Source organism: Streptomyces mashuensis (assembly GCF_014654785.1).
Taxonomy (GTDB): domain Bacteria; phylum Actinomycetota; class Actinomycetes; order Streptomycetales; family Streptomycetaceae; genus Streptomyces; species Streptomyces mashuensis.
Genome location: NZ_BNBD01000015.1, coordinates 49,235 through 71,320 on the forward strand (window position 1 = coordinate 49,235; position 22,086 = coordinate 71,320).

At 72.9% G+C, this 22,086-nt stretch carries 19 protein-coding genes; 13 read left to right on the forward strand and 6 right to left on the reverse strand.

Annotated elements, in window-relative coordinates:
- The first annotated feature begins 24 nt into the window (after positions 1 to 24).
- On the forward strand, positions 25 to 1,086 hold the full coding sequence (locus IE305_RS27080) for a glycoside hydrolase family 113 (protein WP_229891597.1): 1,062 nt from the start codon (positions 25 to 27) through the stop codon (positions 1,084 to 1,086).
- A gap of 69 nt (positions 1,087 to 1,155) precedes the next feature.
- Here IE305_RS27080 and IE305_RS27085 read toward each other — a convergent pair whose 3' ends face one another.
- Positions 1,156 to 2,040 (reverse strand): hypothetical protein, encoded by an 885-nt coding sequence (locus IE305_RS27085; protein ID WP_190132399.1) that lies wholly within the window; start codon positions 2,038 to 2,040, stop codon positions 1,156 to 1,158.
- Between the two features lie 308 nt (positions 2,041 to 2,348).
- Between IE305_RS27085 and IE305_RS27090 the strand changes: the two genes are divergently transcribed.
- The 5 genes from IE305_RS27090 to IE305_RS27110 all read left to right on the forward strand — a co-directional run bounded on the left by IE305_RS27090 (position 2,349) and on the right by IE305_RS27110 (position 6,966).
- Positions 2,349 to 3,143 (forward strand): serine protease, encoded by a 795-nt coding sequence (locus IE305_RS27090; RefSeq protein WP_190132400.1) that lies wholly within the window; start codon positions 2,349 to 2,351, stop codon positions 3,141 to 3,143.
- A 370-nt stretch (positions 3,144 to 3,513) separates the two neighbouring features.
- The gene (locus IE305_RS27095) at positions 3,514 to 4,227 is read left to right on the forward strand and encodes a hypothetical protein (protein WP_190132401.1); all 714 of its coding nucleotides are present in this window, start codon (positions 3,514 to 3,516) and stop codon (positions 4,225 to 4,227) included.
- Positions 4,228 to 4,273: 46 nt separating this feature from the next.
- Entirely contained in the window at positions 4,274 to 4,975 is a 702-nt protein-coding gene (locus tag IE305_RS27100) for a response regulator (protein WP_190132402.1), read from the forward strand.
- Positions 4,972 to 6,132, forward strand: a complete 1,161-nt coding sequence (locus IE305_RS27105) for a sensor histidine kinase (RefSeq protein WP_190132403.1) — start codon at positions 4,972 to 4,974, stop codon at positions 6,130 to 6,132. Before IE305_RS27100 ends, IE305_RS27105 begins: the two co-directional genes overlap by 4 nt.
- Before the next feature lie 69 nt (positions 6,133 to 6,201).
- On the forward strand, positions 6,202 to 6,966 hold the full coding sequence (locus tag IE305_RS27110; RefSeq protein ID WP_229891589.1) for an MBL fold metallo-hydrolase: 765 nt from the start codon (positions 6,202 to 6,204) through the stop codon (positions 6,964 to 6,966).
- 13 nt (positions 6,967 to 6,979) lie between these two features.
- On the opposite strand, the gene IE305_RS27115 is transcribed toward IE305_RS27110, so the two are convergent.
- The 3 genes from IE305_RS27115 to IE305_RS27125 all read right to left on the reverse strand — a co-directional run bounded on the left by IE305_RS27115 (position 6,980) and on the right by IE305_RS27125 (position 9,573).
- Positions 6,980 to 7,375 carry a VOC family protein gene (locus tag IE305_RS27115; protein ID WP_190132404.1) on the reverse strand — a complete coding sequence of 132 codons (396 nt, stop codon included), beginning with the start codon at positions 7,373 to 7,375 and terminating at the stop codon, positions 6,980 to 6,982.
- 35 nt (positions 7,376 to 7,410) lie between these two features.
- Positions 7,411 to 8,664: an alpha/beta fold hydrolase family protein gene (locus IE305_RS27120; protein ID WP_190132405.1), complete on the reverse strand. Its 1,254-nt coding sequence runs from the start codon at positions 8,662 to 8,664 to the stop codon at positions 7,411 to 7,413.
- A 156-nt stretch (positions 8,665 to 8,820) separates the two neighbouring features.
- Positions 8,821 to 9,573: a lysophospholipid acyltransferase family protein gene (locus IE305_RS27125; RefSeq protein WP_190132406.1), complete on the reverse strand. Its 753-nt coding sequence runs from the start codon at positions 9,571 to 9,573 to the stop codon at positions 8,821 to 8,823.
- Positions 9,574 to 9,773: 200 nt separating this feature from the next.
- Between IE305_RS27125 and IE305_RS27130 the strand changes: the two genes are divergently transcribed.
- The 5 genes from IE305_RS27130 to IE305_RS27150 all read left to right on the forward strand — a co-directional run bounded on the left by IE305_RS27130 (position 9,774) and on the right by IE305_RS27150 (position 17,697).
- Positions 9,774 to 12,857, forward strand: coding sequence for an endo-alpha-N-acetylgalactosaminidase family protein (locus tag IE305_RS27130; RefSeq protein ID WP_190132407.1), 3,084 nt, complete (start codon positions 9,774 to 9,776; stop codon positions 12,855 to 12,857).
- Between the two features lie 187 nt (positions 12,858 to 13,044).
- The gene (locus IE305_RS27135; RefSeq protein ID WP_190132408.1) at positions 13,045 to 13,935 is read left to right on the forward strand and encodes a helix-turn-helix domain-containing protein; all 891 of its coding nucleotides are present in this window, start codon (positions 13,045 to 13,047) and stop codon (positions 13,933 to 13,935) included.
- A gap of 10 nt (positions 13,936 to 13,945) precedes the next feature.
- A complete protein-coding gene (locus IE305_RS27140) occupies positions 13,946 to 14,263 on the forward strand; it encodes a chorismate mutase (protein ID WP_190132409.1) in 318 nt (105 codons plus the stop codon).
- A 182-nt stretch (positions 14,264 to 14,445) separates the two neighbouring features.
- Positions 14,446 to 16,971, forward strand: a complete 2,526-nt coding sequence (gene pepN / locus IE305_RS27145) for an aminopeptidase N (protein WP_190132410.1) — start codon at positions 14,446 to 14,448, stop codon at positions 16,969 to 16,971.
- A gap of 99 nt (positions 16,972 to 17,070) precedes the next feature.
- Positions 17,071 to 17,697 carry a GOLPH3/VPS74 family protein gene (locus IE305_RS27150; protein WP_190132411.1) on the forward strand — a complete coding sequence of 209 codons (627 nt, stop codon included), beginning with the start codon at positions 17,071 to 17,073 and terminating at the stop codon, positions 17,695 to 17,697.
- Positions 17,698 to 17,830: 133 nt separating this feature from the next.
- Here the strand turns inward: IE305_RS27150 and IE305_RS27155 are convergent, their stop codons facing one another.
- Positions 17,831 to 18,373, reverse strand: a complete 543-nt coding sequence (locus IE305_RS27155) for a F0F1 ATP synthase subunit B (RefSeq protein ID WP_190132412.1) — start codon at positions 18,371 to 18,373, stop codon at positions 17,831 to 17,833.
- A 274-nt stretch (positions 18,374 to 18,647) separates the two neighbouring features.
- Here IE305_RS27155 and IE305_RS27160 point away from each other — a divergent pair, with 274 nt between their 5' ends.
- Positions 18,648 to 18,836 carry a hypothetical protein gene (locus IE305_RS27160; protein ID WP_190132413.1) on the forward strand — a complete coding sequence of 63 codons (189 nt, stop codon included), beginning with the start codon at positions 18,648 to 18,650 and terminating at the stop codon, positions 18,834 to 18,836.
- Positions 18,833 to 20,266 carry a lysine N(6)-hydroxylase/L-ornithine N(5)-oxygenase family protein gene (locus tag IE305_RS27165; protein ID WP_190132414.1) on the forward strand — a complete coding sequence of 478 codons (1,434 nt, stop codon included), beginning with the start codon at positions 18,833 to 18,835 and terminating at the stop codon, positions 20,264 to 20,266. The genes IE305_RS27160 and IE305_RS27165 overlap by 4 nt, the downstream gene beginning before the upstream one ends.
- Here IE305_RS27165 and IE305_RS27170 read toward each other — a convergent pair.
- Complete coding sequence (locus IE305_RS27170) at positions 20,222 to 22,048, reverse strand: bifunctional metallophosphatase/5'-nucleotidase (protein WP_190132415.1); 1,827 nt, start codon at positions 22,046 to 22,048, stop codon at positions 20,222 to 20,224. The two genes, IE305_RS27165 and IE305_RS27170, sit on opposite strands and share 45 nt — an antisense overlap.
- Between the last annotated feature and the right edge of the window lie 38 nt (positions 22,049 to 22,086).

The following is a 22,086-nucleotide window of genomic DNA, read 5'->3' on the forward strand; positions in this document are numbered from 1 at the left end:
GGAGGGACAGGTTCCGTGAAAGCGATGAAGAGGGCGGCCGCCGCGCTGACGGCGGTGGCGGCCCTCTTCGTCGCCGGATGCTCCTCTTCCGGCGACGAAGAAGGCCCCGGGCCCACGCCCTCCGGCGACCGGAGCGGACGGCCCGACGACGGGAAGGCGAGCGGCATGCGGGGCATGACGCTGCCCTCCTGGAACACCGAGGACTACCGCAGTCCGCAAGCCGGAACGTATCTGCGCCAGATCGCGGCCACGGGTGCCCGGTGGGTGACGTTCACCCCCACCTGGTACCAGGACCGCATCACCGACTCGGCCATGCGGGTCACCGAGGAGACCGCGAGCGACGACAGCCTGCGGGCCATCGTCCGCCAGGCCCACGACCTGGGCCTGAAGACGATGGTCAAGCCGCATGTCGACATAAGGAAGGGCGGGGACCGGGCGGAGATCCGGCCGAAGGACCCCGACGCCTGGTTCGCCGCGTACGAACGCTTCATCACGCACTACGCGCAGCTGTCGGCCGAGGCGGGCGTGGAGCAGTTCTCGGTCGGTACGGAGCTGGCCGGCACCTCGGAGGACGGGGAGCGCTGGGGGAAGGTCATCGCCGCCGTCCGCGCCCGCTACAAGGGCCCGCTGACATACGCGGCCAACTACGACGAGTACAAGAAGATCCCGTTCTGGAAGGATCTCGACGTCATCGGGATCGACGCCTACTGGCCGCTGGCGGACAAGGCCACCACCGACGCGGCGGCGCTGCGGGAGGCGTGGCAGCCCGTCGTCAAGGAGCTCGCGGCCTTCTCGGAGCGCCAGCACCGCAAGGTGCTGTTCACGGAGGCCGGTTACGTCAGCCAGCGCGGCTCGACGACGGCCCCGTACTCGTGGACGGTGAGCAAGCGGGACGGCGACGCCGAACAGGCCGCGGCCTACGAGGCGCTGCTGGCGGTGTTCGAGGGCAAGTCCTGGTGGGCGGGCGTGTGCTGGTGGATGTGGGACGACTGGCCGGGCAGCGGCGAGACCGCCAAGCGCCTGGCGTACACGCCGCACGGCAAGCCGGCGGAGAAGGTGCTGCGCAAGTGGTGGGGCAAGGGCTGAGCCACTGAGCCCGGGCCGGCGGGACCGGTGGCGGGTGGCCGGCCGGCCGGTGGTCGACCGGCCGGTGGTCTACGTGTCGCAGTCCCACTCGGACCGGCACAGCGTGCACCGGGCCCGCAGCCGGCCCCGCACGGGCACCCTGATGCGCTGGTGGCAGGCGGGACAGGGGAAGCTGACCCGCAGCGGGCCGGTGCCGCCGCCGGCCTCGAAGGCGTAGCCCGCACCGGCGGACGCCCGCCGGGCCCGCCGGTCGCGCCCGTAGCGCAGCCGGGCCGTGAGCCCGGCTGCTGCGAGCGGCGGGCAGCGCTCCTCCTCGCGGGCCCGTTGCCGCCCGCGGACGTACGCGTCGTAGCCCTGGGCGCTGGTGAACCACGGCGCGGGGTCCTCGCCGAACAGCGCCGCGCGCTTGGCCAGGACGTAGCCGAACTCCTCGGGCGTGAGATAGCCCAGCTTCTGCTTGCTCACGGCCGACTCGCGGTAGGCGTCGAGCAGCAGCCAGCCCGAGCCGAGGTAGGCGGTCACGGTGTCGGTGAGGATCTCGTTGTCCCGGGTGCCGGGGAACTCCAGGCCCAGCCGGTGCAGGTAGACGTGTGTGACCTCGTGCGCGAGGGCGGCGCCGATGTCCTGGCGGTGGGTCTTGAAGCGGGTGTTGAGCTCGATGAAGTACTCGGGCCCGGCGGCGAGTTCGACGCCGGCGGCGTGGGTCATGTCGCGGAAGGACACGATCATCCGGGCGTCGGGCAGCCGCAGGTGGCGCACGATCTCGCCGGCCACCCGCTGGACGCCGAGGTAGAGGTCCTCGGCGTCGGAGAAGGCGACGTCCGCCGGCGGCAGGCTGGCGGCGAAGGACCGTACGCCGTCGCAGGAGAGCCGGCGGTACAGGGCGGTGAGGGCCGAGCGGACGGTGGGCAGGTGCGGGAATCCGTGCTCGACGGCGAAGTCGTCCGTGCCCACCCGTGACCACCCCCGTTGCGGACCGGCGCCGGGTGACCGGGTGCCCGGCGCCCGGAGGTCCGGCGCCCGGATACCTGCGTGCTTCCACTGTAGGGCGGCGGGGGTCGCGGGTGGCCGCGCGCGGGGCGGTGCCCTGGACGACTGGCCGAAAAGGCGGCTACGGGGGCGCTGTGCGCCGGTCGATAATCGCAGGACGCGCAGCGTCTTGTCATGAGCGCGTCATTCTTTCGCCGTGCTCCGTTGCCCGACCTGTTCCCCCCACCGCACAAGGCGATGCGCGCACCACCTCCCACGAAAGGAACACCCCCGTGCGCGACCACCTCACCGTGCTCCGCAGAACCGCCGCGGCCGGCGCCGTCGCCCTCGCCGCCCTCAGCCTCACCCCCGGCACCGCCCAGGCCCGGCCCGCCGACCCCGGCCCCGGCGTCGTCGGCGGCGTCCCCGCCCAGCAGGGCGAATTCCCCTGGATGGTCCGGCTCTCCATGGGCTGCGGCGGCGCCCTCTACACCCAGCAGATCGTCCTCACCGCCGCCCACTGCGTCTCCGGCAGCGGCGCCAACACCTCCATCACCGCCACCGCCGGCGTCGTCGACCTCAACTCCTCCCAGGCCATCAAGGTCAAGTCGACCCGCGTCCTCCAGGCCCCCGGCTACAACGGCACCGGCAAGGACTGGGCGCTGATCAAACTCGCCAAGCCCATCAACCTCCCCACCCTCAAGATCGCCAACACCACCGCCTACAACAACGGCACCTTCACCATCGCCGGCTGGGGCGCCGACCAGGAGGGCGGCAGCCAGCAGCGCACGCTCCTCAAGGCCACGGTGCCCTTCGTCGACGACGCCACCTGCCAGGAGGCCTACGGTGGCAGCCTCACCCCCGGCGACGAGATCTGCGCCGGCTACATGGACACCGGCGGCGTCGACACCTGCCAGGGCGACTCCGGCGGCCCCATGTTCCGCAAGGACGACACCGGCGCCTGGATCGAGGTCGGCATCGTCAGCTGGGGCGAGGGCTGCGCCCGGCCCGGCAAACCCGGCGTCTACACCGAGGTGAGCACCTTCGCCAAGGACATCGCCTCGGGCGCGGCGAGCCTGGGCGGCTGACCCCCGCGACACGGCCGGACGGTGGACCCCGCACCGCCCGGGAGGCGCGCCGGGCCTGCCCACCCTTTGGGCGCCCCGGACCACCCCTGGGGGTGTCCCTCACCCACCCGACCGCACCCCTCCGCCGGGGCCGGGCCGACCCGTACGGCCCAGCCCCGGCGGGCCCCGCCCCGCCCGCGCGCGGGGCTCCGGCGCAGCTCACCGCCATCTCGGGGAGGACGCCACGGCCGCTCGTCATACTTTCGGCGGAGACGAGAATGGTCGGACAGTCGAGGTGTGGGCCGCCTGAACGTCCGTAACGTAAAGGGAGTGGTCCGCCGGGCAGCCGGCGGGCCCCGCCCCGCTGTCCGTTACGGAAAGGCACGTCCCCGTGTCCGTGAAGTCCCGCATCGCCACCGCCGCCGTCCTCACCGCCGCCGTCGCGGCCGTGGCGTACCCGACGGCCGGCGCCTTCGCCGCGGGCAGGCCGGACACCGACACCCGGCCGCACCACTCGGGCACCACCACCCAGCAGGTCATGCTCCCCGACGGCAGCCGGGCCCGGCTCACCACCGGCAGCGAGGGCACCAGCGTCGTCGTCCTCACCCGCGGCAAGCTCCAGCGGATCATCAACACCCACCGGCCCGCCGCCGACCTGGACCGGCTCCACCTGCGCATCATCGGCGGCGACACCAGTCGGCCCACCCTGCGCGCCCAACTGGACGGCGCCCGCCTCACCCACTACTACGACTTCGCCTCCGGCTCCCTGCGGCACACCCTCGACGGCAGCGACCACGGCCGCGCGACCACCCCCGGCACGACCCTCTCCACCTACCGCGCCACCACCTCCGAAGCCCACCCCGCCGGGCACACCGGCGACCGCCCGGCGACGGCCACGACGCAGACGCACAAGCGCCCGCCGCACGACTCCTCCGGCAACCCCGTCAAGCGCGTCGTCGAGGCCGGCCAGGTGATCAAGGCCAGCCATGACGCCGGTGACGTCCGCACCCCCGTCCTCTACGGCGGTGCGGCCCTGCTCGCCGCCGGGGCCGGCGCCTACGGCGTACGCCTGGCCGTGCGCCGCACCGGGCGCGGCGAGAGCTGACCGGGACGGCCGGCCGCCGGCCGCAGGACGAAGGGCAGACACCGCCATGCCGATCACCGTGGTCATCGCCGACGACCAGGAGATGGTCCGCACCGGTTTCCGCATGATCCTGGAGAGCCGGCCCGACATCGAGGTCGTCGCCGACGTCGTCGACGGCGAGGCCGCGCTGGAGGCCGTCGAACGCCTCGACCCCGACGTCCTCCTCCTCGACATCCGCATGCCCAAGCTGGACGGACTGGAGGTCACCCGCCGGCTGTCCGAGCGGTCCGCCACCCGCCCCGAGCACGGCGGCCGGCCCCGCATCGTCATCGTCACCACCTTCGACCTCGACGAATACGTGCACACCGCACTGCACAACGGCGCCTCCGGCTTCCTGCTGAAGGACGCCAGCCCCGCGATGCTCGTCGAGGCCGTGCAGGCCGCCGCCATCGGCGACTCCCTCATCTCGCCTGCCATCACCGTGCGGCTGCTGCGCGACATGGCGCCCTCCACCGCCACCCCGGCCCCGGGCGCCGGCGCCGGGCGCCCCGTCCGGCAGCCCGCCGAGCCCCTCACCGACCGCGAGGCCGACGTCGTGCGCTGCCTGGCCCGCGGCGCCACCAACGCGGAGATCGCCGCCGAACTGTTCGTCTCCCTGTCCACGGTCAAGACCCACCTGGCCAACGTGCAGACCAAGCTGGACGCCCGCAACCGCGTCGAGATCGCCGCCTGGGCCTGGGAGAGCGGGCTGGCCTCGGGCTCCACGTGACCAGATGGGCGGGCTGGGCGGCCCGCCACCCCCGGCGCACCGTCGCCGCGAAGGCGGCCCTCGGCGTCGTCCTGCTGCTCCTCGTCGCACTGGAGGGCTTCCTCCTCGCCCGCCAGCCCAGCCGCCCGCACGCCCTGGTGCTCGCCTCCGGCGTCGCCGTCTGCCTCTGCGCCGTGCCCTACGGCTGGATTCCCCTGAACGTCCGGGCCGCCGTGGCCGTCGCGGTCTCCGGGACGACCTCCGCCGTGCTGATGGCCGGCCGGCACCCCACCGTGGTGTGGGGCGTGGGGGAGGACGTGGCGCTGCTCGTGCTGCTCACCGCCGTGGTGCACCGCTCCTCCAACCGTGCCGCCGCCGTCCTCGGCCCACTGCTCGCCGCGGTCGTCGTCGTGGCGCCCGTGCGCGACCTCAACCCCGGCTGGTGGACCGCCCTGTTCACCGTGCTCACCGGCGTGGTCGGCACCTTCTCGCTGCTGCTGCGCCAGCAGTCGGCGCAGCGCGTCCGCGACCTGGCGGCCGTACGGACCGCCGAACGGCTGGAGCTGGCCCGCGAACTGCACGACCTGGTCGCCCACCACATCACCGGCATCGCCGTGCAGGCGCAGGCGGCCCGCTTCACCGCTCTCGACGGGCAGGCCGCGGCCCGTGCGTTCGCACGCATCGAGAGCGCGGCGAGCGAGGCGGTGGGCGCGATGCGGCGCATGGTGGGCGTCCTGCGGGAGGGGGAGGCGGAGACCGAGCCGGTGGCGGGCCTGCCGCAGGTACGGGCGCTCACCGAGGAGTTCGCACGCACCGGGCCGCCCGTGGCCCTGTACATCGAGAAGGGCATGGAGACCTGGCTGCCCGGCGAGGTCGCCGCGGCCGTCCACCGGATCGTGCGCGAGGCGCTCACCAACATCCGCAAGCACGCCGCCGACGCCACGGCCGTGCGCATCGGGGTACGGGGCGTCGCCGAGGGCGTCGAACTGCGCGTCGCCGACGACGGGAAACGGGCGGCCCCCCTCACCGGCGAGGCACGGGGCGGCGGCTTCGGCCTCGTGGGCCTGGCCGAACGCGCCAGGGCCCTGGGCGGCCACCTGACCGCGGGCCCCGCCCCGGAGGGCGGCTGGCAGGTCCGCGCCGTCCTCCCCGTGGACCGCTCCCACCGCGACGGCTGAGCCCTGGGCGTAATCGCCGACAGCAGAAACCCCTGGGAGCCACCGCGAGCAGCTCCCTACGGTGACGCCATGACTGATCACCGAACCGGTCACGGGACCGGCCCCCGCGTGGGCGTGGACGAAGTCACGCCCGGCATATGGATGTTGACGTTCGCGGCGGGCCAGGCGTACGTCCTGCGGCGCGCCCACGGCTGGATGCTGGTGGACACCGGCCTGCCCGCCCACGCCGGGGACGTCCTCGACGCCCTGGCCGGCCTGGGCGCGGGCCCGCGCGACGTCCGCGACATCGTGCTCACGCACTCCCACCTCGACCACGCCGGCTCGGCCGCCGACCTGGCCGACGCCACCGGCGCCCGCGTCCTCGCGGGCGCCGCCGACGCCCCCGTCATCCGCGGCGACGTCCCCGAGCCGCCCCCGGTCCTCGAGGAGTGGGAGGTCCCGCTCTACGAGGAAGTCCACGCCCGCATCGGCATCCCGCCCCGCACCCCCGTGCGCCCCTGCCGGGTGGACCGCGAGCTGGGGGAGGGGGACGTCCTCGACTGGGACGAGGAGGTCCGGGTCGTCGAGGTGCCCGGCCACACGGCCGGCAGCATCGCCCTGCACCTCACCCGCTCCGGCGTCCTCTTCACCGGCGACACCATCGCCAACATGGGCGGCATCTCCCCGAGCGTCTTCCACGTCGACCGCCCCCGGGCCGTGGCGTCCTTCCTCCGCCAGGCCACCCTCCACGTGGACACCGCCTGTTTCGGTCATGGCGCCCCCCTGGTGGGCGGGGCGGGCGAGGCCTTGCGCGAGGCGGCCGCCGCCCTGGGCGGACCGACCCCGGCAGGGTGACGGCCCGCCGGCGTCAGGGCGTGCCGGGCTGCCCGTAGCAGAGGCAGAAGGGGTGACCCGCCGGGTCGACGAACACCCGGAACCCGCGGGTGGGGCCACCACTGTCGTACCGGAACGTCGCACCCAGCGCCTCCACCTCGCGCTGCGCCCGCTCGACGTCCTCCAGCGTGTCCACCTCGAAGTCCAGGTGCATCTGCTGCGGATGCTCCGGGTCGGGCCAGCGCGGCGGCCGGTGGCCGGGCACGCCCTGGAAGGCGATGCGCTGCCCCGGGCCGGAGCCGGTGAGCCACACCCATGAGGGGTCGTCCTCCTCGGTGACGACACGCCAGCCGAGGATCGCGGAGTAGAACCGCGCCAGGCTCAGCGGGTCGGGACAGTCGATGACGGTGGCCTGCAAGGTGGCGATCATGCGGGCATGATGCCCCATCGGGCCGCGCGGTGCTGCTAGCGGCGTTCGACTGCGTCGAACCAGCGGGCTATCTGCGGTGCCCCCGCGCGGAACGCCCCGAAGTGGTTCACCGCGCCGTGGTCGACGACCGTGGCCTTCACTCCGTGGCGAGCGAAGTCCCGCGCGCATATCTGCGAGTTGGCGATGGGAACGTCCCGGTCGCCGCGGGCGGTGTCCAGCCGCACCGGGACGCGAGGCTTCCAGTCGCAGTTGCCGTCCTGTGCGCGGAGCGCGTCGAGCAGTCCGCCGGAGGGGTGCTGGAGGCGGGCACGGAAGTCGTCCGTGACGAGCTCCCCGACCGTGGCCGGCAGGTGCTTGGCGATCTCCTCCTCGTCGTGCCGGGTGTCGAAGAGCTTCTCCACCTTGCTCGCGTAGGGCTGCCGGAAGACCTCGGCGGGGTCCTTGTAGATCGGGTGCAGCCGGTTCTGCGCGGTGAGGAAGTAGGAGAGGTAGAACACGGCGCTACCGTCCTGCACCCGGCCGTCGAGGAGGCCCGGCAGCTCCGCGTGCTCCAAGTCGTAGGGGCCGGAGACCGGGGCCACCGCCCGCAGCCGGAAGTGCCGGTCGGCACCGCCCTGCACCGCCCGGGCCAGCGCCATCGCCACCTGCCCGCCCTGGGAGAAGCCCGTCGCATAGACGTCCCCCGTCAGCTCGCGGTGCAGCAGCCGCGCCGCCGCGCGCGAGGCCCGCAGCATGTCGAGGGAGGCGCTGACGGAGGAGGCCGTGTCCATGTACGGGTGAAGGCCCGGGCCGCCGCCAAGCCCCAGGTAGTCGGGAGCGGCCACGGCCCGCCCCGCCGACGCCTGCACCAGGGGGCCGAGCCGCTCGCCCTGCTCGCCCGACGGGGCGTTCTCGCGCCACGCCGTGGTGCCGTGCTCGTCCGCGACCAGGCCGAGCCGGCGCCTGCCGTCGTCCTGCGGCAGCAGGAACAGCCCGGTCGCGGTCGTCGGCCGGCCCTGCGGCGTGATCGTGCGGTAGGTGAGGCGGTAGGCCCGGGTGCCGTACGCCACGGACGAGGTGTCGATCCCGGCCCCGCTCAGCTGCTTCCCGACCGCTTCCCGGTCGAGGGAGCCGGCCGGGGCGGGGGCGGAGACCAGCGTGCCCCGCCAGGATTCCGCGGCCCCCGTCCCCGCCGGCGCCGGCCCCGCCGCGACGGCGGGCGCCGCCGCCAGCGCGGCGACGACGACGGCCGACGCCGCCGCCGTCCAGCGCCGCGCCCGCGCCCCGCCCGTACGCGACAGCAGAGGCATACGTGACGTGCGCGACGCACGTCCCGTCCACGTGGGGTTCACACCTGTGTTCATGCGTACGACCCTACGGTTCCCGCACCACGATTCCCATCGGGTCTTTCCCGTAAGGGAGTTACCAGGGCTGGAAGGGGGAACTCCGGTAAGGGGTGGAGGCGTTCACGCCGCCCGCCGCTCCTCCGGCCCCGCACCCGCAACCGTACCCGGAACGGCAACACCGGCCGCCGGCTCCGGCGCCGCCTGCAATGCCGCCCGCCCGCGCGGCGCGTACACGTCCACGTACTCCTGCCCCGACAGCTTGAGGATGGCGTACATGATCTCGTCGGTGACCGCGCGCAGCACCGCGGGATCGTCCTGCATCCCCGCGTACCGCGAGAAGTCCATCGGCTCGCCCACCCGCACCGTGATGGGCGTCAGGCGGGGCAGCCGGCAGCCCCGCGGCTGGGCCTCGAACGTGCCGATCATGGCGCAGGGCAGCACCGGCGCCCCGGAACGCAGTGCCATCATCGCCACACCCACCTTGCCCTTGTACAGCCGCCCGTCCGGGGAGCGCGTGCCCTCCGGGTAGATGCCGAGCAGCTCGCCCTCGCCCAGCACGCGCAGCGCCGTGTCCACGGCGGCCTGCGCCGCCTCCTTGCCCGACCGGTCCACCGGGATGGCGCCGGTCGCCCGGAAGAACGCCGCCGTCAGCCGGCCCTTGAGACCCGGCCCGGTGAAGTACTCGTGCTTGGCCAGGAAAGTGATCCGCCGCTTCATCACGACCGGCAGCATGAAGTGGTCCATGAACGACAGATGGTTCCCGGCGATGATCGCCGCACCCGCGTCCGGTATGCGTTCCAGCCCTTCCAGCCGCGGCCGGAACACCCACCGCAGCATCGGCACCAGCACAGCCCTGATCACGTAGTAACCCATGGTGACCGAGTCCCTTGAACAGAGTGACGTGACCCCCGCGCCGAGGCACGCTAGTGGCACGCAGTGCCATAGCGGGAGAGTGCCGATTGAGCCATTTCCCGGCCCGGCCGGCCCACGGGCGCGGCCCCCGCACTTCCGTCCAACTCCCCGCCCCCCTTTGTCCATGGTCACCGGCGCCCCACCCGGCCCAGGGTGACCCCGTGAGCCACCCACACCAGGGCCCGAGCCGACGGGCCGTCGTCACCACCGCCCTCACCGGCCTGGCCCTCGGCACACCGGCCACCACCCCGCCCGCCGACGCAGCAGCCGCACCACCCACCACCGGCACCGCCGTGCTGCGCTCCACCGCCCTCGACGTCCGCGTCGACCGCGCCTTCCCCCGCATCCTCACCTACACCGACCGCGCCACCGGCGCCGTCCTCCACGGCCAGGACGAACCCGTCACCACCCTCCTCGTCGACGGCCGGCCACACACCCCCCACGTCACCTGCACCACCACCGCCGACCGCGCCCGCTACACCCTCCGCCTCGGCCCCGCCACCGCCCTCGACGTCGAGATCCACGCCGACCACTGGCACGTGCACTGGCATGTCACCCGCATCACCGACACCCCCGCCCTGCCCGTCGGCACCCTGGAGATCCCCGGCCTCGCCCTGCTGTCCGTCCGCAGCGACCAGCCCGGCGCCACCCTGTACGCCGCCCGCATCCAGCTCGACGCCGCCCGCAGCGGCGACACCCTGCTGCACGTCACCCACGACACCCCCGCCGAGCCGGCACCCACCGGCTGCGCCTACGCCGTCGTCAGCACCGACCGGCTCGCCGCCGCCGTCGAGACCAACAGCGTCCACGACCGGCCCGGCCCCACCGAGACCTGGGAGAACGGCCGGTTCTGGCGGCACACCGTACGCCGCGCCCCCCACGTCACCGCCCGCCTGGGCTGCGGCCAGTGGACCCACCGTGCCGCCGGCGCCGCCCACCACGACACCGAGCCCCTGCCCCGCGCCACCGTCGTCCTCACCCGCGACCGCAACGGCGACGGCCGCACCGACTGGCAGGACGCCGCCATCGCCCTGCGCGACATCATGACCGACCCGCCCGGCGCCACCACCCAGCACCTCCGGGTCGTCCCCCACATCGCGTTCAACTTCGCCAGCCAGGCCACCAACCCGTTCCTGACCGTCCTCGACCACGTCAAGCGCATCCACCTCGCCACCGACGGGCTACGCCAGTTCACGCTCCTCAAGGGCTACCAGTCCGAGGGCCACGACTCCGCCCACCCCGACTACGGCGGCAACCACAACACCCGCGCCGGCGGCCTCACCGACCTCAACACACTGCTGCGCACCGGCAAGCGCTGGAACAGCGACTTCGCCGTGCACGTCAACACCACCGAGGCGTACCCGGTGGCCCGCACCTTCACCGACCGCCTCGTCGACCCGCGCAACAAGCAGTGGGACTGGCTCGACCAGTCCTACCGCATCGACGCCCGCCGCGACCTGCTCTCCGGCGACGTCGTCCGCCGCTTCCGGCAGCTGCGCCGGGAGACCGACCCCGCCCTCGACACCCTCTACATCGACGTCTTCCGGGAATCCGGCTGGACCTCCGACCGCCTCCAGCGCGAACTGCGCGCCCAAGGCTGGAACATCACCACCGAATGGGGCCACGGCCTGGAACGCTCCAGCCTCTGGGCCCACTGGGCCGTCGAGACCGACTACGGGCCCGACACCTCCCGCGGCATCAACTCCCGCCTCATCCGTTTCATCCGCCACCACCAGAAGGACGTCTTCGCCGACAAATGGCCCCTCCTCGGCACCGCCCGGCTCGGCGGCTTCGAGGGCTGGCAGGGCAAAACCGACTGGAACGCCTTCCTCCGGACCGTCTGGACCCACAACCTCCCCGCCAAATACCTCCAGGCCCACCCCATCCGCACCTGGACCGACCACGAGATCACCTTCGAAGGCCCCACCCGCACCGTCGTCTCCGACGCCACCGGCACCCGCCGCATCACCACCGACGGCCGCCTCGTCCTCACCGGCGACACCTACCTGCTGCCCTGGGAACCCCGCCGCGCCACCGATCCCGACCGCCTCTACCACCACAACCCGCACGGCGGCACCACCACCTGGACCCTGCCCCGCGGCTGGGCCCGCCTCCGCACCGTCACCCTCCACCGCCTCACCGATCAGGGCCGCACCGACCCCACCCCCGTCCCCGTACGGAACGGCCGGATCACGCTCACCGCCGACCCCGCACAGCCCTACGTCGTCACCCGCCCCACCTCCCGCCGCCCACCCACCGACCCCCACTGGGGCGAGGGCACCCCCTTACGGGATCCCCACTTCCTCTCCGGCACCCTCGACGCCTGGCACGTCACCGGACCCGCCCGCACCGTCCGCAACCCCCTCGGCGACTGGGAACTCGTCATCGGCCCCGGACCCGCCGCCCGCGTCAGTCAGCGCCTCGCCCGGCTCCGCCCCGGCACCTACGCCGCCTCCGTCCAGGTCGAGGTCGGCGCCACAGCGGGGGAGCGGCGCCGCGCCGCCCTCACCGTCCGCACCGCCGACGGCGTCACCGCCACCAACTGGACCGACACCTCCACCGCCGTCAACCACATCGCCGCCGACCGCAAGCACGGCACCCGCTTCCAGCGCCTGTTCACCTGGTTCACCATCCCCCACGGCGGCGGCCCCGCCACCCTGTCCCTCACCGCCGAAGCAGGCAGCGCCCGCGTCCGCTTCGACGCCGTACGCGTCGTCCCCGGCCGGCGCAGCACCGCACCCGGCGCCCTCGTCCACGAGGACTTCGAACACGTCCCCCAGGGATGGGGCCCCTTCGTCAAGGGCGACGCCGGCGGCACCAACGACCCCCGCACCCACATCGCCCAGCTGCACGCCCCCTACACCCGCCGCGGATGGAACGGCAAGGCCGTCGACGACGTCGTCGACGGCACCCAGTCCCTGAAATCACGCGGCGAACACCCCGGACTCGTCCACCGCACCGTCCCCCACACCGTCCGGTTCCTCCCCGGCCACCGCTACCGCGTCACCTTCCGCTACCTGTGCGAGCAGGCCGGACAGTACGCATGGGTGACGGCCGTCGACGAACCCGCACCCCGCGAACTCCTCCGCACCCCCCTGCCCGCCGCCACCGCCCCCGCCACCCACACCTACGAGTTCACCGCCCCGGACACGGGTGAGGCGTGGGTGGGACTGCGGAAGGTGGGGGACAGCGGGACTGCCGAGTTCTGCCTGGACGGCTTCACCGTGCTGCCAGTCGGGCAATAGACAGGCACGGGGTTCCGTCCCGTTGGCCACCGTCATCGGCCGGTGACCAGCGGGACGGGGAAACCACCCGCATCCCGTCCCCCCACCCCTCCGCCCTCTGGCGGGGCGCACCGCCATGCAAGAAGATCGGCCCCGGCAGAGCGGCCCGAACGGCCCACAGGCGGAGCCCGGCGGAAGGCGGACGCGCATGTATCACACCTGGATGCGGTACTTCAGCCCCCGGCCCGTCCACCACCGCCTCGGCCTCGTCTGCCTCGGCGTCGGCCTCCAGTACGGCGCCCTGCCCACCGTGGGCCCCCGCACCCTCGACCACCACGTCGCCGTCGTCATCAGCGCCGGCACCGGCTGGTACCGCACCCCCGACGGCACCACCCTCCCCGTCACCGCACCCGCCCTCCTCTGGCTCCTGCCCGGCGTACCCCACCACTACGCCGCCGACCCCGCCACCGGCTGGGACGAAAGCTTCGTCGACTTCACCGGCAGCGCCGTCGCCGCCTACACCGAACTCGGCTACATCCAGCCCCGCCGGCCCGTCGTCCCCCTCACCGACACCACCGCCGCCCGCGCCGCCGTCACCCGCATCGCCCGCGCCGCTCACCACGACAACCCCCTCCTGGAGGTCGAGACCTCCGCCGCCGTCCATGAACTCCTCGTCGCCCTCCGCCACGCCCGCGCCGACGGCACCACCCCCGCCGACCCCGTCCTGCGCGCCCTCGCCCGCGACGCCTTCCTGCCGCTGTCCGTCGCCCAGCACGCCGCCCGCCACGGCATGACCCCCGCCGAGCTGCGCGACGCCGTCCGCCGCGGCGCCGGCTGCGGCCCCAAGGACTACCTGCTGGGCATCCGGCTGGGCCGCGCCAAGGAACTCCTCGCCGCCACCGACCTGCCCGTCGCCGCCGTCGCCCGCCGCGTCGGCTACACCGACCCCGCCTACTTCAGCCGCCTCTTCACCCGCCGCGTCGGCACCGCCCCCGTCCGCTACCGGCAGCGCCGGCTGCGCGCCGTCCCCGGCGGCTGGAGCCACCACGTCCCCGATCCGGAGCACCCGCCGGTCATCGCCTCCCGTTCTTCCGCATAGGGTCGGAAGAGTGGAGACGAACAACAGCAGCAACACCCTCGACGAGTCCGTACGCGCCGAGCTGACCCGGCTGCGCGACAGCATCGACAACATCGACGCGGCGGTGATCCACATGCTCGCCGAACGCTTCAAGTGCACCCAGCAGGTCGGCCACCTCAAGGCCGCCCACCAGATGCCCCCCGCCGACCCCGCCCGCGAGGCCCGCCAGATCGCCCGGCTCCGCGAGCTGGCCGAGAACGCCAAGCTCGACCCGGCCTTCGCCGAAAAGTTCCTGAACTTCATCATCGCCGAGGTCATCCGCCACCACGAGACCATCGCCCGCGCCTGACCCGCACCCGACCCCGACACCCGCGCCCGACCCGCCGGAAACCCGGCACCCCGCCCCACGACCGGCCACGGCACCCCGCCCCTCGACCCCACCGAGGGGCGACGGGCCCGGCAACCCTGATCTTCCCCGGAGCCGCACGAAAACCCGTGGGCCCACCACCGGTGATCGGGCAAGCTGACCCCATGCCCGTACTGACGCGCGAAGAAGCCCAGAGCCGAGCCCGGCTGCTCGACGTCCACCACTACACCGTCGACCTCGACCTCACCCGCGGCGACGCACTCTTCGGATCCACCACCACGATCCGCTTCACCGCCCGCCACGCCGGCGCCACCTTCCTCGAGCTCAAGCCCGCCACCCTGCACCACGCCACCCTCGACGGCCACCCCCTCGACCCCGCCACGCTGCAGGACAACCGGCTCCCCCTCACCCTCACCCCCGGCGAGCACGAGCTCCGCGTCGAGACGGACATGCGCTACTCGCACACCGGCGAGGGCATGCACCGCTTCACCGACCCCGCCGACGGCCTCGCCTACGTCTACACCCAGATGTTCATGGACGACGTACAGCGCGTCTTCGCCGCCTTCGACCAGCCCGACCTCAAGGCCCGCTACGACGCCACCGTCACCGCACCCCCCGAGTGGACCGTCCTCGGCAACACCGTCGCCACCCGCGTCGGCCCGCCCGCCGAAGGCCGCTGGCAGCTCGCCACCAGCCAGCCCCTGAGCACCTACTTCGTGGCCTTCGCCGCCGGCCCCTGGCACAGCGTGCGCACCGAGCACGCCGGCATCCCCTTCGCCCTCCACTGCCGCCGCTCCCTCGCCCCCCACCTCGACGCCGACGCCGACGAGATCCTCGACATCACGCGCCGCTGCTTCGACCGCTTCCACGAGATCTTCGACGAGCCGTACCCCTTCGACTCCTACGACCAGGCGTTCGTCCCCGAATTCAACGCCGGCGCCATGGAGAACCCCGGCCTCGTCACCTTCCGCGACGAATACGTCTTCCGCTCCGCCGTCACCGCCACCGAACGCCAGACCCGCGGCGTCGTCATCGCCCACGAAATGGCCCACATGTGGTTCGGCGACCTCGTCACCCTCCAGTGGTGGGACGACATCTGGCTCAACGAGTCCTTCGCCGAATTCATGGGCTACCACGTCCTCGCCGGGGCCACCGCCTTCACCGGCTGCTGGACCGAGTTCGGCACCGACCGCAAACCCTGGGGCTACGACGCCGACCAGCGCCCCTCCACCCACCCCGTCGCACCCGCACCCGGAGACGTCCTCGACACCGCCTCCGCCCTGCAGAACTTCGACGGCATCTCCTACGCCAAGGGCGCCTCCGCCCTCCGCCAGCTCGTCGCCTGGCTCGGCGAGAAGGACTTCCTCGCCGGCATCAACGACCACTTCACCCGCCACCGCTTCGGCAACGCCACCCTCGCCGACTTCGTCGACTCCCTGGCCCGCCACACCGACCGCGACATCCACGCCTGGGCCGACATCTGGCTCCGCACCAGCGGCGTCGACACCCTCACCGCAGTGACCGGCGAAGCCGAGGGCTACTGGCACCTCACCGTCGACCAGGCCGGCAACCGTCCGCACCGCATCGCCGTCGGCGCCTACGACCGCGACCCCGCGGACCCCGCCCGGCTCGTGCTCCGCGACCGGTTCGAGCTGGACGTCCCCCAGGGCGACACCGTCAAGGTCCTCCCCGGCCACCGCCCCGACCTCGTCCTCCTCAACGACGGCGACCTCACCTACACCAAGATCCGCCTCGACCCCGCCTCCTGGACCACCACGCTCACTGCCCTCTCCGCCGTGCCCGACCCGCTCAGCCGGGCCGTGCTGTGGAACGCCGCCCGCGACATGGTCCGCGACGGCGAACTGGCCCCCACCGCCTTCCTCGAAGCCGCCCGCACCCACCTGCCCCAGGAAACCGACTCCGCGATCGCCGAAGGCGTGCTGCCCTTCGCCCGCACCCACATCGCCGACCGCTACCTCCACCCCGCCGACCGCCCCCAGGCCCTCGCCACCCTCACCGACCTCTGCCACGACCTCCTCGACCGCACCCGCACACGCTCCGGCGACAGCACCCACGGCCTGCGCCTCACCGCCGTCCGCACCCTCGTCGACAGCGCCACCACCCCCGGCACCCTCCGCGCCTGGCTCGACGCCGGCACCGTCCCCGACGGCCCCGCCCTCGACCCCGACCTGCGCTGGCGCATCCTCGCCCGGCTCGCCGTCCTCGGCGCCACCACCCCCGCCGACATCGACGCCGAACTGGCCCGCGACCCCAGCGCCACCGGCCAGGAAGGCGCCGCACGTTGCCGCGCCGCCCTGCCCGACCCGGCCGCCAAGGAAACCGCCTGGCGCACCCTCTACGACGGCGACCAGCTCTCCAACTACCTCTTCACCGCCACCGCCCGCGGCTTCTGGCAGCCCGAGCACCACGACCTGTGCCGCCCCTACCGCGACCGCTGGTTCACCGACGCCCCGGCCCTCGCCACCCGCCGCGGCCCCGCCCTCGCCGCCGCAGCAGCCGGCCCCGGCTTCCCCCACCCCTACGTCGACCAGGACACCCTCACCCTCGGCGAGACCTGCCTCCGCGACGCCACCCCCACCCCGGCCCTCCGCCGGCACCTCGCCGACCAGCTCGCCGACCTCCGCCGCGCCCTCACCGTCCGCAGCGCCCACACCGCGGCGGGAGCGTAGAGCCATGGCGTGCGACCGCGCCCGCGGCTCCTTACGCTCGAAGAGGGACGCAGGCCGGTAGGCCCCGCTGCCCGCCCATGCCCTGATGGGGGAGCCCTCATGACCACCACACCGCGGGACCTGATGATCACCGCCCTGGACATGACGCCCGGCCGCCCCACGGGGCAGGGCGAGCTCTCCCTGGGCCTGGCCGGAGCCGAATTGATCGATCTGCTGGCGGCCGGGGCCCTCACGCTGGACGGCGACCGCATCGTGCCCGCCCCGCCCGGCCCCGCCCCCGCCGACCGCCTGCTGGCCCGGGCCGCGCAGGAGCTGGCCCGGGGGACGCCCCACGAGCCCGTCGCCGACTGGCTGTGGCGCCGGGGCCGCGGCCTGGCCCCGGCCTACCTGGCCGCGCTGGAGGAGGACGGGCAGCTCACCCGGGAGCACCACCGCTGGCTGCCCCGCCACGACGACCGGCCCGTCCTCACCGACTCACCCGGCCGCCGGCAGGCCCAACAGCGACGGGAGGCGAACGAACCCGTCCTCACCGCCCTCGCCACGGCCGTCGGCCTCCACGCCACAGATCCCACCGCCCCCACCCCCGCCACGGACGACGACGCGGTGGACACCGTCCTCGCCGCGGTCGACGACGCCGTCACCGAACTGGCCGCCGAACGGCAACGACGCAGCATCGAACGCGCCGCCTTCGACAACATCTGGCGCGGCAGCGAAACCGCCGACTGAAACCGGACGACAAAGCAAGCCGGACGACAAAGGAGCCGGACGACACAGGCCGGACCGCACAGGAAGCCGAACAGCAAGGAGCCCGCACCCCGGCCGGGGTGCGGGCTCCTTCAGCCCATGGCGCCGTCTGACGTCAGTCGCGCGCCTCGCGCGCCGCCGACTCCGTCCGCAGCTCGTCCAGGAAACGGTCGACCACGCCGCTCTCGCGCGCGTACTCCGCCATCGACTCACCGACGATCTTGCCCGCCAGCTCGGTCGCCAGCGCACCGACCTGCTCGCGCAGCTCAGCCTCGGCCACCGCGCGCTCCGCGTCGATCACCGCGTGACCCGCGGAAATGATCTCCTCGCGCTGCCGCTGACCCTCGGCCCGCAGCTCCGCGACGATCGCCGTGCCCTGCTCGACGGCCTCCTGACGCAGACGCGCCGCCTCGTGCCGCGCACCCGCCAGCAGCTCCTGGTACTCGGCGTGGACACGCGCCGCCTCGGCGCGGATCTCGTCCGCCTCGTCCAGCCGCCCGTCCGTGGCCTTCTCGCGCTCCACGAGGACCTTGTTGATACGGGGCAGGATCACCTTCGCCATCAGGCCGAAGACGATGAAGAACAGCACCAGGCCCAGCACGAGCGGCGCCAGGTCGGGCTTGAGGGGTCCGACGTCGAGAGCAAGGTTCATGGCCATGGTGTGCAGGGTACTTCACCGCACCCCCTTCTCCCGACCCCCACCCCGCAACCACCGCACGCCGGCACACACGCGCCGCCCACGCCGGAGCCCGCCCCCGCCCCGCGAACCCGGCCCGTACCCGAGCCGTACCAGCACCGTACGGCCCCGGTACCACCATCGGGCGAAACCTCTTCCACCCCCGGTCACACCACGTGTACAGCCGGTAGCTTGAGCCGTCGGCGCAGGCCCGGACCCGCCACACACCACGGACACCGACGAAGGGGGCACACCCATGTCCGCGCCGCCCACGGCCCGCACCGCCCCCCGCCACCACCGGGAGGTGCCCCCGCCCGCCACCGCCCTCACCCGCGGCGCCACCGCCCGCCGCGGCCCCCTCCCCGCCGGCGGCCCCGCCACCCCCGACGACCTCCACCACCTGCTCACCCTCGTCACCCTCGCGGAAGGCCAGCCCACCCCATGACGCACCCCACCCCACCTGCCTCCGCCCCCGACCAGCCCCTCGACCTCGCCGGCATCGGCATCGGGCCGTTCAACCTCTCCCTGGCCGCCCTCGCCCACCCCGTCGACGACCTCCGCATCGCCTTCTACGACCAGAACCCCACCTTCCAGTGGCACCCCGGCCTCCTCATCGACGGCACCACCCTCCAGGTCCCCTACCTCGCCGACCTCGTCACCCTCGCCGACCCCACCAGCCCCTGGACCTTCCTCAACTACCTCAAGAGCCGAGAGCGCCTCTACCCCTTCTACTTCTCCGAGCGCCACCACATCCACCGCGCCGAATACGACGCGTACTGCCGCTGGGTCAGCACCCGCCTCACCGGCCTCCACTTCAACCACCACATCGACGCCGTCCGCTGGAACCCCGAACGCGTCCTCTTCGAAATCGACTACACCCAGCTCGACCCCGACGGCGAAGCCGACGCCCTCGGCCGCGCCTACACCCGCAACATCGTCCTCGGCGTCGGCACCGCGCCCTACGTCCCCGAACCCCTACGGCCCCTCGCCGAAGCCGACAACGTCCCCGTCATCCACGCCGCCGACTACCTCCAGCACCGCCCCACCCTCCTCGAAGCCGAACACATCACCGTCGTCGGCTCAGGACAGTCCGGCGCCGAAGTCTTCCTCGACCTCCTCCGCCACCGCCCCACCGGCCGCGAAAAACTCCACTGGATCGCCCGCAGCCCCGCCTTCGCCCCCATGGAGTACAGCAAGCTCGGCCTCGAACACTTCACCCCCGACTACACCCACTACTTCCGCACCCTCCCCGAACCCGTCCGCGACCAGCTCCTGCCCCAGCAATGGCAGCTCCACCAGGGCATCGACGCCCACACCATCGCCGACATCCACGACGAGCTCTACCGGCGCAGCCTCGACGGCGGCTGGCCCGACGCCACCCTCACCCCCGGAGTCTTCGTCCGCACCGCCGGCCGCGTCGGCACCACCCGCGTCGAACTCCACCTCGAACACATCCAGCAAGGCACCCGCTCCCGCCTCACCACCGACGCCGTCGTCCTCGCCACCGGCTACCGCGAACGCCGCGTCGACACCCTCCTCGCCGCCCTCGACCCCTACATCCGCCGCGACTCCAACGGCCGCCCCCGCATCGACGAACACCACCGACTCGTCCTCGACCCCTCCGTCAAGGGCGCCATCCACGTCCAGAACGCCGAAACCCACACCCACGGCGTCGGCACCCCCGACCTCGGCCTCGCCGCCTGGCGCAGCGCCGTCATCCTCAACGCCGTCACCGGCCGCACCGTCTACCCCCTGCCCCAGCGCACCGCCTTCACCACCTTCGGCCTGGAGCCACGACCCCAGTCGCGGCCCCAGCACCTCACCACCGGATCAGAACACCGGCACACCATCCCGCGTCAGCTTCCAGTCCACTGACGCAAACCGCGACACGTCGATCGCCCCCTGACCCTTCACCCACCCGATGATCGTGTTACGAATCTCCTCCGAATTCGCCCACACCTGCTTCGCGCGCGCCACATGCGGGAAACCCCCGCCACCGCTCGCCCGGTAGTTGTTCACCGCCAGGACGAATTCAGCGGAATCCACCAGCGGCTTCCCGTCGAACGTCAGGTTCACGATCCGCGAACCCGGCGCCTTCGCAATGTCGATCTCGTACGAGAGGCCGCTCACCACGTCATAGTTGTAATCCGGAATGCTCTCCGCATTCGTCAGCCTCGCCGGATCCACCGGCGCACCCGACGGCGTCCGCACGTAATACCGCGCCGAGAACTCCAGGTACTCCCGCAGCTGCGCACCCGTCAGCACACGCGCCTCCAGCGTGTTCTCGAACGGATACAGCCCCGCCACCTCGCGGATCGTCACCTTCCCCGCCGGTACCCCAGCCGTCCGCGAGAAGCACGACGCCTGCGACAACACCGGCAACGACGCGTACGCCGTCCCCTTCAACGCCGCCCGCACCGTCTCCGCCTGCACATGATTGATGAAGTCGATCACCGGCGTGTCCTTCACCGGAGCCTCGGCCGCACTCATCGCCGCCGACGACGTACCGATCACCTGATTCACATACGCCACGACCTTCCGGTGCTCCGCGCGCAGCATCCCCGTGATCCGCGGATCCTCCGGCACCGCATTCGAATTCAGCACCTTCGCACCCACCGACTCCACCAGCCAGCGGCCGCGCTCCCACACCACACCGAAGTCGAACAGCGTCAGCCGCTGCCCCCACTTCAACGGCTCCGACAACACCACCTGCCGGCCCGTCTCCTTGTTCACCACCCGGTACTCGGGAATCTCCGTGTGCGCATGACCCACCAGAATCGCATCGATCCCCGGCACCTGCTCCGCCACCAACGCCGCCGCATTCTCCACATACGGCACCGCATCACCGTACGACGACGTACCACTCGACCCCGAATGCGCAGCCACGATCACCACGTCCGCACCCATCGACCGCAGCTTCGGCACCCACTTCGCCGCCTGCTCCTCAAGGCCCGGGAACACCATCTTCCCCTGCACATTCGCCTTGTCCCAGACCGCGATCCCCGGATTCGTCAACCCCAGCACCGCCACCCGCACATCCCGCCCGTGCGGCGTACACACCCGCTTGATCACATACGGACGGAACGCCGGCCGCAACGTCCGCGCATCCAGCGCATTCGCCCCCAGCAACGGGAAACGGCACTGCTCCTCGAACTTCCGCAGCGTCGGAATACCGTAATTGAACTCGTGGTTCCCCAGCGCCGCCGCGTCATAGCCGATCGCATTCATCGCCCGCGCCATCGGATGCACCGGACCGTGCGCCTTCGTGATCGGGTCGACCCGCGCGTAGTAATACGCCAGCTGAGTGCCCTGAATCGTGTCACCCGCGTCGATCAGCAGCGTATTGCCCCGGCCCTTCTCCTTCCGGACCTGGTTCACCAGCGTCGAGATCTTCGCCAGGCCCACATCGTTGTGCGCCTTGTCGTCGAACTCCGCATCCGTGAAATAGTCCCAGTTGAAGACATTGCCATGCAGGTCCGTCGTCCCCATCACCGTGAACGCGTACCGCTTCCGGGTGTCCTTCCCACCCCGCCCCGGCGACGCCTCCTGCGCGAGGGACTGTGCCTCCGCCGGCGCGGCACCCACCGCACCCGCCAACGCCACACCAGCGCCCGTCACGGCCGTACGCCCCAGAAAATTCCTACGGTTGAGCGGCATATCCGCACCTCTCCCCTCACCCGCGCGACCACACCCTG

Coding starts and splice junctions, on each gene's coding strand:
- IE305_RS27100 (WP_190132402.1), top strand. CDS start 4,274: ATGCCGATCACCGTGGTCATCGCCGACGACCAGGAGATGGTCCGCACC.
- IE305_RS27155 (WP_190132412.1), bottom strand. CDS start 18,373: ATGGCCATGAACCTTGCTCTCGACGTCGGACCCCTCAAGCCCGACCTG.
- IE305_RS27165 (WP_190132414.1), top strand. CDS start 18,833: ATGACGCACCCCACCCCACCTGCCTCCGCCCCCGACCAGCCCCTCGAC.
- IE305_RS27135 (WP_190132408.1), top strand. CDS start 13,045: ATGTATCACACCTGGATGCGGTACTTCAGCCCCCGGCCCGTCCACCAC.
- IE305_RS27110 (WP_229891589.1), top strand. CDS start 6,202: ATGACTGATCACCGAACCGGTCACGGGACCGGCCCCCGCGTGGGCGTG.
- pepN (WP_190132410.1), top strand. CDS start 14,446: ATGCCCGTACTGACGCGCGAAGAAGCCCAGAGCCGAGCCCGGCTGCTC.
- IE305_RS27080 (WP_229891597.1), top strand. CDS start 25: ATGAAGAGGGCGGCCGCCGCGCTGACGGCGGTGGCGGCCCTCTTCGTC.
- IE305_RS27120 (WP_190132405.1), bottom strand. CDS start 8,664: ATGCCTCTGCTGTCGCGTACGGGCGGGGCGCGGGCGCGGCGCTGGACG.
- IE305_RS27115 (WP_190132404.1), bottom strand. CDS start 7,375: ATGATCGCCACCTTGCAGGCCACCGTCATCGACTGTCCCGACCCGCTG.
- IE305_RS27160 (WP_190132413.1), top strand. CDS start 18,648: ATGTCCGCGCCGCCCACGGCCCGCACCGCCCCCCGCCACCACCGGGAG.
- IE305_RS27150 (WP_190132411.1), top strand. CDS start 17,071: ATGACCACCACACCGCGGGACCTGATGATCACCGCCCTGGACATGACG.
- IE305_RS27125 (WP_190132406.1), bottom strand. CDS start 9,573: ATGGGTTACTACGTGATCAGGGCTGTGCTGGTGCCGATGCTGCGGTGG.
- IE305_RS27170 (WP_190132415.1), bottom strand. CDS start 22,048: ATGCCGCTCAACCGTAGGAATTTTCTGGGGCGTACGGCCGTGACGGGC.